The organism is Pseudomonas protegens, from assembly GCF_003363755.1.
Taxonomy (GTDB): Bacteria; Pseudomonadota; Gammaproteobacteria; order Pseudomonadales; family Pseudomonadaceae; genus Aquipseudomonas; species Aquipseudomonas danubii.
On sequence record NZ_CP031396.1, the window covers coordinates 5,848,720 to 5,863,988 of the forward strand.

Genomic DNA, 15,269 nt, shown 5'->3' on the forward strand with positions numbered 1-15,269 from the left:
GGAAATCCAGGCTCGCCTGACCCAGCTGGACGGGGTCAAGGAAGCGGTGGTGCTGGCCCGGGAAGACGTGCCCGGGGATCTGCGTCTGGTGGCCTACTACACCTGCCACGAAACGCACCGCCAACTGCCCATCGACAGCCTGCGGGCGCAGTTGCGCGAGCACCTGCCGGACTACATGGTGCCGGCCTTGTTCGTGCACCTGGAAGCGCTGCCCTTGAGCCCCAACGGCAAGCTGGCGCGCAAGGACCTGCCGGTTCCGGGGCGCGACGCGGCCCTGGTGCGCGAATACGAGGCGCCCATCGGAGACACGGAGATCACCCTGGCCCGGCTCTGGGCCGAGTTGCTCAATGTGGAGCGGGTGGGGCGCCAGGATCATTTCTTTGAACTGGGCGGGCATTCGCTGCTGGCCGTGAGCCTGATCAGCCGGATGCGCGAAGAAGGCATGGAAGCTGATGTCAGGACGCTGTTCGAACAACCGACCCTGGCGGGCTACGCGGCAATGACCGAACGAATGGAGATCGTCCTGTGAGCGTGACCGAACTGTTGGCGACACTGAAGGAAAAAGACGTGCAACTGGTGCTCAAGGGCGAGCAACTGGTGGTCCAGGGCAACAAGCAGGCCTTGAGCGAACCGGCCCTGCTGGCCCGGCTGCGGGAGTACAAACCGCAACTGATCGAGCTGATCAAGGCCGGGAAATACTCGGCCACCAAGGCCGGGCAGGTCCAGGTGCCGGCCAACGGCATCACCCCGGCGACCCGCCACATCACCCCGGACCTGCTGCCCCTGGCCGACCTCAGCCAGGAGGCCATCGAGCGCATTGTCGCCACGGTGCCGGGCGGGGTGGCCAACGTGCAGGATATCTACCCCCTGGCGCCGCTGCAGGAGGGGATTCTCTATCACCATGTCAGTGCCGTGCAGGGCGATCCCTATGTCATGCAGGCGCATTTTGCCTTCGCCAGCCGCGAGCGCCTGGAGGCCTTTGCCGAGGCCTTGCGCGGGGTCATTGCACGCCACGATATCCTGCGCACCGCGGTGCTCTGGGATGGCCTGGAGCAGCCGATGCAGGTGGTCTGGCGCGAAGCCGCGCTGGTGCTCCAGGAGGTCGAGACCGACCCGGGCGCGGGCGACGTCATGGCCCAGTTGCATGGCCGTTTCGACGCCCGCCACTTTCGCCTGGACATCAGCCAGGCGCCGATGCTGCGCCTGGTGCATGCCTGGGACGCCGCCGGGCAGCGCATTGTCGCCATGCTGCTGTTCCATCACATGGCCCTGGATCACAGCGCCCTGGATGTGGTGCGCCATGAAATGCAGGCGTTGCTCATGGGCCAGGGCGAGCGCCTGGGGCCGGCCCTGGCGTTTCGCAACTACGTGGCCCAGGCCCGGCTGGGCACCCGTGAAGAGGAGCACGAAGCCTTCTTCCGGCAGATGCTCGGCGATATCGACGAACCGACCCTGGCGTTCGGCCTGCAGGATGTGCAGGGCGATGGGCGAGCCATCGAGGAAGCCAGCCTGATCCTGCCGGAGCCGTTGAGCCAGCACCTGCGGGCCCGGGCGCGGCAGGCCGGGGTCAGCGCCGCGAGCCTGTTCCACCTGGCCTGGGGCCGGGTGCTGGCGACCCTGGCGGGTAAGCGCAAGGTGGTGTTCGGCACGGTGCTGATGGGGCGCATGCAGGGGGCCGAGGCCACCGACCGGGCCCTGGGGATCTTCATCAACACCTTGCCGTTTCGCCTGGATGTGGACGAACGCCCCCTGGATGAGGCCCTCAAGGCCACCCATGCGCGCCTGACCACCTTGCTGCGCCATGAACACGCGGCCCTGGCCCTGGCCCAGCGCTGCAGCGGCGTGAGCGCGCCGACCCCGCTGTTCAGTGCCTTGCTCAACTACCGCCACAGCGGCGCCGCCGTCAGTACCGAGGCCCAGGCCGCCTGGGCCGGGATCAGCACCCTGCACTCCGAGGAGCGCACCAACTACCCCCTGACCCTGAGTGTCGACGACCTCGGCGCGGGCTTCGGCCTGACCTTGCTGGCCAGCACCCAGGTCGATCCGCGACCGATCCTCGACTACCTGCTGTGCACCCTGGAACACCTGGCCCAGGCCCTGGAACAGACGCCCGGGCTGGCCCTGGCACAACTGCCGATCCTGTCCCGGGACCTGCGCCAGCAGTTGCTCGAAGGCTTCAACCACAGCGCCGTGGATTACCCCCGGGGCCAGACCATCCATGAGCGCATCCAGGCCCAGGCGGCCCGTACCCCTGAAGCGGTGGCCGCCTGGTACCAGGGCCGGGCCCTGAGTTACGTCCAGCTCAACCGGCAGGCCAATGGGCTGGCCCGGCAATTGCGCGAGCTGGGCGTGCAGCCCGACGACCGCGTGGCCATCGTCGCCCGGCGCGGCCTGGAGACCCTGGTGGGCTTGCTGGCCATCCTCAAGTCCGGGGCCTGCTATGTGCCGATCGATCCGGCCCATCCCGCCGAGCGCCTGGGCTACCTGTTGCAGGACAGCGGCCCGCGGGCAGTGCTGACCCAGGCCGATCTGCTGGGGCGCCTGCCGCCTGTGGCGGTGCCGGTGATCGAGCTCGATCAAGGTCTCTGGCAGGACCCGGCCCAGGACAACCTTGACCTGACGGGGCTGACCCCGGCCCATCTGGCCTATGTGATCTACACCTCCGGCTCCACCGGCCTGCCCAAGGGGGTGATGGTGGAACACCAGACCCTGTGCAACCTGGTGGACTGGCACTGCCAGGCCTTCGACCTGCACGCCGGCAGCCACACGTCGAGCCTTGCCGGGTTCGGCTTCGACGCCATGGCCTGGGAGGTCTGGCCGGCCTTGTGCGTCGGCGCCACCCTGCACCTGGCACCGGCCCATGAGGGTAGCGAGGACGTGGATGCCTTGCTCGCCTGGTGGCGTGCCCAGCCCCTGGACGTGAGCTTCCTGCCGACCCCGGTGGCCGAGTACGCCTTCAGCCAGGAACTGCAACATCCGACCCTGCGCACCCTGTTGATCGGCGGCGACCGCCTGCGCCAGTTCAGCCATCCGCAGCCCTTCGCCCTGATCAACAACTACGGCCCCACCGAAGCCACGGTGGTGGCAACGTCCGGCCCGATAGCGGCGGGCGGCTCCCTGGACATCGGCCGGCCCATCGCCAACGCGCGGATCTACCTGCTCGATGAGTTGCAGCGGCCGGTGCCCATCGGCGTGGCCGGCGAACTCTATGTGGGCGGCGCCGGGGTGGCCCGGGGTTACCTCAATCGCGATGCGCTGACGGCCGAGCGTTTCCTCGACGATCCCTTCAGCGACCGGCCCGGGGCGCGCATGTACCGCAGCGGTGACCTGGCCCGCTGGTTGGCGGACGGGCGCATCGAGTACCTGGGGCGCAATGACGACCAGGTGAAAATCCGTGGCGTGCGCATCGAACTGGGGGAAATCGAGAGCCGCCTCAACCCGTTCCCCGGGATCAAGGAAGCGGTGGTGCTGGTCCGCGAAGACCAGCCGGGCAACCCGCGGCTGGTGGCCTACTTCACTGCGCACGAGGGGGCTGCTGCGCTGTCGGTGGCGGACCTGCGGGCCCACTTGCTGGCGCAACTGCCGGACTCCATGGTGCCGGTGGCCTATGTGCAGCTCGATGCCTTGCCCCTGACCGCCAACGGCAAGCTGGACCGCATGGCGCTGCCGGCGCCGGATCAGGCGGCCTTGATCAGCCGCGAGTACCAGGCCCCCCGGGGACCCACCGAAACCACCCTGGCGGATATCTGGCAAGAAGTGCTGCACTTGCCGCGAGTCGGGCGCCACGACCACTTTTTCGAACTGGGCGGCCACTCCCTGCTGGCCATGCGCATGGTGTCCCAGGTGCGTCAGCGCCTGGGGGTGGAGCTGGCCCTGGGCGAGCTGTTCGCCAATGCCGAACTCTGCGCGGTGGCGGCGGTGCTCGACCGGGCCGGACGCAGCCAGTTGCCGGAGATCTTCCCGGCGTCCCAGGACCATGACCTGCCACTGTCCTTTGCCCAGCAACGCCTGTGGTTCCTGGCGCAGATGGACGGCGCCGGCAGTGCCTACAACATCCCCATCGGCCTGGGCCTGCGCGGGCGCCTGGATCGCCCGGCGCTGCAACAGGCGCTGCAGGCCATCGTCGCTCGGCACGCCACCTTGCGCAGCCGCTTTGTCCTGGGGGAAGACCAACCTCAGGTGCTGATCGGTGCCATCGAAGAGGCCCTGGAACTGGGCTTCGAAGACCTGCGGGACGCGCCCCGGAACCTGGCCGAACGGGTACGGGCCGAGGCGGCCCAGGCCTTCGACCTGGAACGCGGGCCAGTGATCCGCGGGCGCTTGCTGGCCCTGGCGGACGATCATCATGTGCTGCTGCTGACCCTGCACCACATCGTCGCCGACGGCTGGTCCATGGGGGTGCTGACCCGGGAACTGGTGGCCCTGTACCAAGCCTTCAGCCAGGGCCGCCCGGACCCGCTGCCGCCGCTGGCGGTGCAGTACAGCGACTTTGCCCTGTGGCAGCGCCGCTGGCTCAGTGGCGAGGTGCTGCAGCAGCAGGGCGACTACTGGCGCCAGACCTTGGCCGATGCCCCGACCTTGCTGACGCTGCCCTACGACCGGCCACGGCCGCCGCACCAGGACTTCAGCGGTGGCAGCGTCGAGATCGTCCTCGATGGGCCGCTGAGCGCCCAGCTCAAGCGCCTCAGCCAGCGCCATGGCTGCACCCTGTACACGACCCTGCTGGCGGCCTGGGGCTTGCTGTTGGGGCGCCTCTCGGGACAGACCGATCTGCTGATCGGCATTCCGGTGGCCAACCGCATGCGCGCCGAGGTGGAAGGGCTGATCGGCCTGTTCGTCAACACCCTGGCCCTGCGCCTGGACCTGGACGCCGAGCAGAGCGTTGCCGCCTTGCTGGCCCAGGTCCGCGCCCGCAGCTTCGCCGCCCAGGCCCACCAGGACCTGCCCTTCGAGCAGGTGGTGGAGATCGTCCGGCCCCAGCGCAGCCTGTCCCACAGCCCGCTGTTCCAGGTGGTGCTGACTTGGCTCGACGATTTCGCCCAGGACCTGGTGCTCGATGAGCTGACGCTCGAAGGCGTGGCCGGGGCCACTCAGGTGGCCAAGTTCGACCTGACCCTGAGCCTGGGAGAAAGCCAGGGGCAGATCCGTGGCGCCCTGGACTACGCCAGCGCCTTGTTCGATGCAGCGACCGTGCAGCGTTACGTCGGCTATCTGGTGCAGGTACTGCAGGCCATGGTGGCAGACGATCAGCAACGGCTGGCCCAGGTGCAACTGCTGGAGGAGGGCGAGCGTCGACAACTGCTGGAGGCCTTCAACGCCAGTACGCAGGACTACCCCAAGGGCATGACCCTGCACCAGCGCTTGGAGGTACATGCCAGGCAGCAAGCCGATGCCACGGCGCTGCAGGCCGGTGAGCAGAGCCTGAGCTACCAGCAGTTGAATACCCGGGCCAATCAACTGGCCCACCATCTGCGCGGGCTGGGGGTGGGCCCGGATAGCCGGGTGGCGATCTGTGCACCGCGAGGCCTGGAGCTGGCCGTCGGTCTGCTGGCAATCGTCAAGGCCGGTGGCGCCTATGTGCCCATCGATCCGAGCCATCCGCCGGAGCGTATCGCCTACCTGTTGCAGGACAGCGCACCACTGGCCGTGCTGGTGCAGGGGGCAACCCGCGCCCTGGTGGGCGATCCGCCGGTTGCGGTGATCGATCTGCTGCAGCCGGACTGGCAGCAGCAGTCCTTGGCCAACCCCCAGGTGCCCGGGCTGTGCAGCGAGCATCTGGCCTATGTGATCTACACCTCCGGTTCCAGCGGATTGCCCAAGGGGGTGATGGTGGCACACGCCACCCTGGAGAACCTGGTGGACTGGCACTGCCAGGCGTTCGACCTGGGCCCGGGGCGCCATGCTTCCTGTGTCGCCGGCCTGAGCTTCGATGCCATGGCCTGGGAGTTCTGGCCGACCCTGTGCGCAGGCGCCACCCTGCACCTGCCGCCGGCCAGCATCGGCCACCAGGACCTCGACCAACTGCTGCAGTGGTGGCGCGCCCAGCCTCTGGACCTGAGCTTCCTGCCCACGCCCGTGGCGGAATACGCCTTCAGCCAGTCGCTCGGGCATCCGACGCTGCGCACCCTGCTGATCGGTGGCGACCGCCTGCGGCAGTTCAGCCAGCCGCAGAGTTTTGCCGTGATCAACAACTACGGCCCCACCGAAGCCACGGTGGTGGCGACTTCCGGGCTGATGGAAGCCGGCGGGCCCCTGGACATCGGCCGACCCATCGCCAACGCGCGGATCTATCTGCTCGATGAGTTGCAGCGGCCGGTGCCCATCGGCGTGGCCGGTGAACTCTATGTGGGCGGCGCCGGGGTGGCCCGGGGCTACTTCAATCGCCACGCACTGACGGCCGAGCGTTTCCTCGACGATCCCTTCAGCGACCAGCCCGGGGCACGCATGTACCGCAGCGGCGATCTGGCTCGCTGGCGGGCGGACGGGCGCATCGAGTACCTGGGGCGCAACGATGACCAGGTGAAGATCCGTGGCGTGCGCATCGAACTGGGGGAGATCGAGAGCTGCCTCAAGCGGCTGCCCGGGATCAAGGAAGCGCTGGTGCTGGCCCGGGAGGATCGACCGGGACAGACCCGCCTGGTGGCCTATTTCACCGCGACCGGCGCCGTGGCAGTGACCCCGGCGGCGTTGCGCAGCCAATTGCTCGGGCTCTTGCCCGAGTACATGGTGCCGGCGGCCTACGTGGGCCTGGAGGCGCTGCCGTTGACCGCCAACGGCAAGCTGGATCGGCGGGCGCTGCCCCGGCCTGAGCTCGATGCGCTGCTGACCCAGGACTACGTGGCTCCCCAGGGCGCCAGCGAGATCGCCCTGGCCGAGATCTGGAGCGAGCTGCTGCAGGTGCAGCAGGTGGGACGCCACGACCACTTCTTCGAACTGGGCGGGCATTCGCTGCTGGCCATGCGCATGCTGTCCCAGGTGCGCCAGCGCCTGGGGGTGGAGCTGGCCCTGGCCGAGCTGTTCGCCAATGCCCGGCTCAGCGCCGTGGCCCAGGCCCTGGAACAGGCCGAGCGCAGCAGCCTGCCGGACCTGCTGCCGGCGCCGCGCAATCAGCCGTTGCCCTTGTCCTTCGCCCAGCAGCGCCTGTGGTTCCTGGCGCAGATGGAGGGGGCCAACACCGCCTACAACATTCCCATTGGCCTGCGCTTGCGCGGGCAGTTGGATGGCGATGCCCTGCAACGGGCCCTGGAGCGTATCGTCGCGCGCCATGAAACCCTGCGCAGCCGCTTTGCCCAGTACGCTGATGAAGCCGAGGTGCTGATCGCGCCCGTGGAGGCGGGCCTGGGCCTGCTGCTGGAAAACCTGCGGGGCCATCCTCAGGCCGACAAAGCCTTGCAGGCCCTGGTGCAAGGAGAAGCCTCGGCGCCCTTCGACCTGCAGCGCGGGCCGCTGATCCGTGGGCGCCTGATCAGCCTGGCGGATGATCATCACGTGTTGCTGCTGACCCTGCACCATATCGTCAGCGATGGCTGGTCCATGGGCGTGCTGACCCGGGAACTGGTGGCGCTGTACGCCGCCTTCAGCCGCGGCCTGCCCGATCCGCTGCCGCCCTTGGCGGTGCAGTACAGCGACTTCGCCCACTGGCAGCGGCGCTGGCTCAGCGGCGCGGTGCTGGAGCAGCAGGCGCAGTACTGGCGCCAGGCCCTGGAGGGCGCGCCGCCCTTGCTGATGCTGCCCGGCGACCGACCACGGCCGGCCCGCCAGGACTACGCCGGCAGCAGCGTCGAAGTCCGCCTCGATGCTGCCTTGACGGCCGGGCTGCGAGCCTTGAGCCAGCGCCATGGCACCACCTTGTACATGACCCTGATGGCGGCCTGGGGGCTGCTGCTGGGGCGGCTGTCCGGGCAGGCCGACGTGGTGATCGGCACCCCGGTGGCCAACCGCATGCGCGCCGAAGTCGAAGGGCTGATCGGCCTGTTCGTCAACACCCTGGCCCTGCGCCTGGACCTGGGTGCCGCGCCACGGGTGGAGGCCTTGCTGGCCCAGGTCAAGGCCCGGACCCTGGAGGCCCAGGCCCATCAGCACCTGCCGTTCGAACAGGTGGTGGAAATCCTGCGTCCGGTGCGCAGCCTGTCCCACAGCCCGCTGTTCCAGACCCTGCTGACCTGGCAGAACGGCGACGGGCCGCAACTGGTGCTGGGGGACCTGCGCCTGGAAGCCATTCACGAGGCCAGCCACTTCGCCAAGTTCGACCTGTCCCTGAGCCTGGGGGAGGTGCAGGACCGGATCGAAGGCAGCCTGGAGTACGCCACGGCGCTGTTCGATGGGTCGACCATGAGGCGGTATGTCGGTTACCTGAAGCGGGTGTTGCAGGCCATGGTGGCGGACGACCAGATGCTGCTGGAGCAGGTGCCGCTGCTGGACGCCGCCGAACGTCGGCAACTGCTGCACGGCGTCAACGCCACCGCCCGCGACTACCCCCTGGAACAGACCCTGCACGGCTTGTTCGAGGCCCAGGTACTGCGCACCCCCGAGGCACTGGCGGTGCAGGCCGGTGAGCAGCGCCTGAGCTATCGCCAGCTCAACCAGCGGGCCAACCAGTTGGCCGGGCACCTGCTGCAACTGGGGGTGGGGCCGGACAGTCGGGTGGCGATCTGTGTCGAGCGCGGGCTGGAAATGGTCATCGGCCTGCTGGCGATCCTCAAGGCCGGCGGCGCCTACGTGCCCATCGACCCGGCGTACCCCGCAGAACGCATCGCCTACATGCTTGAGGACAGCGCGCCCCAGGCGCTGCTGGTGCAGGGTGCCACCCGGGCACTGCCGGGCAGCCCGACCGTGCCCCGGGTGGACCTGGACCAGCCACTCTGGGCGCGCCAGCCCCGGGTCAATCCTCGGGTCAACGGGCTGACCCCCGGGCACCTGGCCTATGTGATCTACACCTCCGGTTCCACCGGCCAGCCCAAGGGCGCGATGAATGAGCACCGGGCGGTGGTCAACCGCCTGCTGTGGATGCAGGAACAATATGCTCTGAGCGCCGATGACGCGGTGCTGCAGAAGACCCCCTTCAGCTTCGACGTTTCGGTCTGGGAGTTCTTCTGGCCGCTGTTCACCGGCGCACGGCTGGTAATGGCCCGCCCCGAAGGGCACAAGGACCCGGCCTACCTGCGTCAGGTGATCCGCGATGAGGGCATCAGCACCCTGCACTTTGTGCCGTCGATGCTGGATGCGTTCCTGGCCTATGGCGATACCCGGGATTGCAGCGGCCTGCGTCAGGTGATGTGCAGCGGCGAGGCCCTGCCGGGCAGCCTGGTACGGCGCTTCAAGCAGCAGTTGCCCCAGGTCGCCCTGTACAACCTCTATGGCCCCACCGAAGCGGCGGTGGACGTCACCGCCTGGGATTGCGCCGGCCCTTTGGCCGAGACCCCTGACAACACCCCCATCGGCAAGCCCATTGCCAACACCCGCATCTACCTGCTGGACGGGCACATGCAACCGGTGCCTCGGGGAGTGGTGGGCGAGTTGTACATCGGCGGGGTGCAGGTGGCCCGGGGATACCTCAATCGAGATGAGCTGACCGCCGAGCGCTTCCTCAAGGACCCGTTCAGCGAGGCCCCCGGCGCGCGCATTTACCGCACCGGCGACCTGGGTCGCTATCGGGCCGACGGCGCTATCGAGTACCTGGGGCGCAACGACGATCAGGTGAAGATCCGTGGCCTGCGCATCGAACTGGGGGAAATCCAGGCCCGCCTGACCCAGCTGGGCGGGGTCAAGGAAGCGGTGGTCCTGGCCCGGGAAGACGTGCCCGGGGACCTGCGTCTGGTGGCCTACTACACCTGCGCCGCCGGGCGTCCGGCCCTGGCAGTGGAACAGCTGCGCCAGGCGTTGCTGGAGCACCTGCCGGATTACATGGTGCCGGCCTTGTTCGTGCACCTGGAAGCGCTGCCCTTGAGCCCCAACGGCAAGTTGGCGCGCAAGGAGCTGCCGGCCCCGGGGCTGGCGGCAGCCAGCGTGCGCGAGTACGAGGCGCCGGTAGGCGAGGTGGAAATTCTTCTGGCCGGGCTCTGGGCCGAGCTGCTCAATGTCGAGCGGGTGGGGCGCCAGGATCACTTCTTCGAACTGGGCGGGCATTCGTTGCTGGCGGTGAGCCTGATCGGCCGCATGCGTCGGGCCGGGCTCTCGGCGGATGTGCGGGTGCTGTTCGGCCAGCCGACCCTGGCGGCCCTGGCCGCCGCCGTGGGGCGTGGCCGTGAAGTGCAGGTGCCGGACAACCTGATCTACCGCGACTGCCCGCGCATCACCCCCGAGCTGCTGCCGTTGCTGACGCTGGATCAGGCGGCCATTGACCGGGTGGTGGCCACGGTGCCGGGCGGCACCGCCAACGTCCAGGACATCTACCCCCTGGCGCCGTTGCAGGCCGGCATCCTGTTTCACCATCTGGCCGCCGGCCGGGGCGATCCCTATGTGTTGCAGGCGCAGTTTGCCTTCGACACGGCCCAGCGCTTGCAGACCTTCGTCCGAGCCTTGCAGGGGGTGATCGAACGCAACGACATCCTGCGCAGCGCGGTGCTCTGGGAAGGGCTGGACGAGCCGCTGCAAGTGGTCTGGCGCCAGGCGCCCCTGGAGGGCGAGGAAATCGTCCTCGACCCGGGCCAGGGCGACATCCTCGGCCAGTTGCAGGCGCGCTTCGACAGTACGCGCTATCGCCTGGACATTGCCCGGGCGCCGCTGTTGCGCCTGGTCTACGCCCGGGACCCGGTCAACCAGCGGCTGGTGGCGCTGTTGCTGTTCCATCACCTGGTGATGGACCACGTGGCCCTGGAAGTGCTGCAGCATGAACTGCAGGCCTTCCTCCTTGGCCAGCAGCAACGGCTGGGTGACCCCGTGCCCTACCGCAACTACGTGGCCCAGGCCCGACTGGGCATCGGTGAGGCCGAACATGAAGCCTTCTTCCGCGAGATGCTCGGCGATATCCGGCAACCGACCCTGCCCCTGGGCTTGCAGGACGTGCAGGGCGCCAGCGCGCCGCTCAACGAGGCACGCCAACCCTTGGACCGTCTGCTGAGCCGGCGCCTGCGCTTGCAGGCGCGGCAACTGGGGGTCAGCGCTGCGAGCCTGATGCACCTGGCCTGGGGCCGGGTCCTGGGCTGCCTGGCCAACCAGCAGCAGGTGGTGTTCGGCACCGTGCTGCTGGGACGGATGCAGGGCGGCGAGGGTGCCGAACGGGCCCTGGGGGTGTTCATCAACACCTTGCCGCTGCGGGTGGACCTGGGGGACCTGCCGGTGCGCCATGCGCTGCTGGCCACCCATGAACGCCTGGCGCAACTGCTGGGCCATGAACAGGCGCCCCTGGCCCTGGTGCAGCGTTGCAGCGCGGTGGAGGCGGGTACGCCGCTGTTCAGCAGCCTGCTCAACTACCGCCACAGCGCGCCGTCGACCGGGCTGCCTGGGCAAGCCAACGCTGCCTGGGAGGGCATGCAGTTGCTCAATGCTCAGGAGCGCAGCAACTACCCCCTGACCCTGAGCATCGACGACCTGGGGGATGGCTTCATGCTCACCACCGTGGTGGCGGGCATCGATGCCCAGCGCATTTGCCACTACCTGCACGAGGCCCTGGACAACCTGTTGCAGGCCCTGGAGCAGACGCCCGATCTGGCCATCGGCCAAGTGCCGGTGTTGCCGGCTGCCGAGCGCCAGCAGGTGCTGGTGAACTTCAACGCCACCGCCCGCGACTATCCACGCCAGCAGACCCTGGATCAGCGTTTCGAGGAACAGGTGCAGGCCCGTCCCCAGCAGGTGGCGGCGGTCCATGGCGAGCAAGTGCTCAGCTACGCCCGGCTCAATACCCGGGCCAATCAGCTGGCCCATCACTTGCTGGGGCTGGGGGTGCAGCCCGGGGACAGGGTGGCGCTGCTGTTGCCACGCTCCCTGGATCTTTTGCTGGCGCAGTTGGCGGCCAGCAAGTGCGGCGCGGCCTACGTGCCGCTGGACATCAACGCCCCCGCCGAACGCCAGGTGTTCATGCTCCAGGACAGCGGCGCCAGGGTGCTGCTGGCGCACTCGGCGCAGGCCCTGGAGGGGGCGCTGCCGGGGGCGCAGTTACTGCGGGTGGACCTGGATCGCCTGCGCCTGGACCGGCTGCCGGGGCACAACCCGGCCCTGGCCCAGTCCTCCGAGGCGGTGGCCTACATCATGTACACCTCAGGCTCCACGGGCGTGCCCAAGGGCGTACTGGTGCCGCACCGGGCCATCACCCGGTTGGTGATCAACAACGGCTACGCCGATTTCAACCCCGGGGACCGGGTGGCCTTTGCCTCCAACCCGGCCTTCGACGCCAGCACCCTGGACGTCTGGGGGCCCTTGCTCAACGGCGGCCGGGTCGTGGTGGTGGACCAGCAGACGCTGCTGGACCCCGAGGCCTTCGCCGAGTTGCTGAAGGCCGCGGGAGCCACGCTGCTGTTTCTCACCACCAGCCTGTTCAACCAGTACGTGCAACTGATGCCCCAGGCGTTCAGCGGCCTGCGCATGCTCCTGTGCGGCGGTGAACGGGCCGACCCGGTGGCCTTCCGGCGGATGCAGGCCGAGGTGCCCGGCCTGCGTCTGGTCAATGGCTACGGACCGACGGAAACCACCACCTTTGCCGTGACCCATGAGCCCGAGACACTGGCGGCCGACGCCGACAGCGTGCCCATCGGCCGGCCGCTGTCCAACACCTGCGTGTACATCCTCGATGCCCAGGGTCAGCCGCTGCCCATCGGCGTGGTGGGGGAGATCTACATCGGCGGCCAGGGCGTGGCCAAGGGCTACTTGAATCGGCCTGAACTGAGCGCCGAGAAGTTCCTCCCCGATCCCTTCTGCAGCGAGGCCGCCAACCCTGGCTCCGAACCCCTGATGTACCGCACCGGCGACCTGGGGCGCTGGCAGGAGAACGGCCTGCTGGAGTACCTGGGGCGCAACGACCAGCAGGTGAAGATCCGTGGCTTTCGTATCGAACCGGGGGAAATCGAGGTGCGGCTGGCGAGCTTCCCCGGACTGCGCGATGGCGTGGTCCTGGTGCGCGAGGAGGCGCCCGGGGACTTGCGCCTGGTGGCCTACTACACCCTGCAGCCACAGGCGCCGGAGCCGGCCGTCGAAGCCTTGCGCAACCACCTGCTGGCGCAACTGCCGGAGTACATGGTGCCTCAGGCTTACGTGCGTCTGCCGGCACTGCCCCTGACCAACAACGGCAAGCTGGACCGCAACGCGCTGCCGGCGCCGACCCCTGCGGCGCAGGTCACCGCCTGTTTTGAAGCGGCGCAGACGCCCCTGGAGCAGACCCTGGCGGTCCATTGGGCGCAGGTGCTGAAACAGCAGCAAGTGGGGCGCCACGAGCATTTCTTCGAACACGGCGGGCATTCGCTGCTGGCGATCCAGTTGGTCAACCGCCTGCAACAGGCCGGGCTCGACGTGAGCCTGGCGCAGTTGTTCCAGCACCCCAGCGTGGCCGCCATGGCGCGTTTGCTGGAGGCGCGCCCGGCGACCCCGCCACAGGCCGCCGAGTGGGTCACGGTGCGCAGCGGCACTGGCCCGGCGCTGTTCCTGGTGCATGAGTTCACCGGCCTGGATGCCTACTTCCCGGCGCTGGGGCAGCACCTGGAAGGGGATTTCCCCATCTATGGCCTGCCGGGCGTGGCCCTCGGCCAGCCGCAGTTGCGCACCCTGGAGTGCCTGGCCACCCGCTTGCTGGAGGTCATGCGCCGGGTCCAGCCCGAAGGGCCGTATCGCCTGGCGGGCTGGTCTTTCGGTGGGGTGCTGGCCTATGAGATCGCCCAGCAGTTGCTGGGGCAGGATCAGCAGGTGGCGTTCCTCGGCTTGATCGACAGCTACGTGCCGCGCCTGACCGACCAGGGCAAGGCGCGCTGGTCCGCAAGCGATCCCCGCAAGCAGCACCTGCTGTTGCAGTGCAGTGCCTACTGGAGCGCCCAGGGCCCGGCGGGCGTGCAACCGCTGGCGCTCGTCGAACAGCTGCGCCAGGCCCTGGACCGCCTGGACTTCCCCGAGCTGCTGCAGCGCTGCCGGGAACAGGGTCTGCTGTTCGAGCAACTGGCAAGCGCGGCGCCCGAGACGCTGGGGCATTACCTGGACCGTGAGGTGGCTCACGGCCATGCACTGGCCCATTACCGCCTGCAGCCGATCAGTGTGCCGGTGCACCTGTTCTGCGCCGCCCAGCGGCCCAGCGCATTGTCCCGGCGCAGCCCGACCCTGGGCTGGGGCGAGGTGCTGCCGGGGCCATGCCTGCACTGCATCAGCGTGCCCGGGGATCACCTGAGCATGATGAAGGCGCCGCATATCCATGAACTGGGCCAGGCCATGAGCCAGGCCATCGAGCAGGCCGGGGTCGCTGCCAGCACCGGAGCAACGTCCCACCAGCCTTTGCTGCGGATTCAGAGCGGGCGCTGCGGGCAGACGCCGATCTTCTGTGTACCGGGGGCCGGCGACAGCGTTACCGGCTTTATCGGCCTGACCGAAGCCCTGGGGCCGGACTGGCCGATTTTCGGCCTGCAGGCCCGGGGCCTGGATGGCCAGGGCGTGCCCCACACCCGGGTGGAGGCGGCGGCGCGCTACTACCTGCAAGCCATCGAGCAGGAGTACCCCCAAGGGCCGTTGCACGTGATCGGCCACTCCTTCGGCGGCTGGGTTGCCTTCGAAATGGCCGGGGCCCTGCAGGCCGCTGGGCGCGAAGTGGCGTCCCTGACCCTGATCGACAGCGAGGCCCCGGACGGCCACGGCGTGGTGGGGCGGCCCTACACCAGCACGGCCGCGCTGTTGCGGCTGATCGAGTCCATGCAACTGGCGTGCGGCCAGAGCCTGGGCATCGATCCGCAGCTGTTTGCCGCCGAGGACGACGCCATGCAGATGCACCTGCTGCATGCCGGCATGGTCCGGGTCGGCCTGCTGTCCCAGCGTGCCGATCCTCGGGCGATGCAGGGGCCGGCGCGAACCTTCGCCAGCGCCCTGCGCACCCGCTTCCAGCCGCAACGCCCTTACCGGGGACCGGTGCGCCTGGTGCTGGCGGACGATCCGCGCCTGGACGCCGCCGGCAACCTGCGTGAGCAGGAGGCGATGGTCCAGGGCTGGCGTGGGCAGGTGACGGAGCTGGCGCTGTGGCAGGGGCCGGGCAACCACTTCAGCCTGCTCAAGGCACCCCACGTCCAGCATCTGGCGGCTTGGTGGCGTGACGGGCTGGCGCTGCCCCAGGGGGAGGCTGTGTCATGAGCCTGGATGCGGCGGCGGGC

The 15,269-nt window shown here is 69.0% G+C and carries 2 protein-coding genes (1 of these 2 running past the window's edge); both read left to right on the forward strand.

Going from position 1 to position 15,269, the window contains the following annotated elements; genetic code table 11:
- On the forward strand, nucleotides 1-529 hold the final stretch of the coding sequence (locus DWF74_RS26535; RefSeq protein WP_115582004.1) for a non-ribosomal peptide synthetase. Its footprint begins 12,587 nt before the window's first position; the window shows 529 of its 13,116 coding nt (coding positions 12,588-13,116); its start codon lies beyond the left edge, outside the window; the stop codon is at nucleotides 527-529.
- A complete protein-coding gene (locus DWF74_RS26540; RefSeq protein ID WP_115582005.1) occupies nucleotides 526-15,249 on the forward strand; it encodes a non-ribosomal peptide synthetase in 14,724 nt (4,907 codons plus the stop codon). The genes DWF74_RS26535 and DWF74_RS26540 overlap by 4 nt, the downstream gene beginning before the upstream one ends.
- Nucleotides 15,250-15,269: the final 20 nt, after the last annotated feature.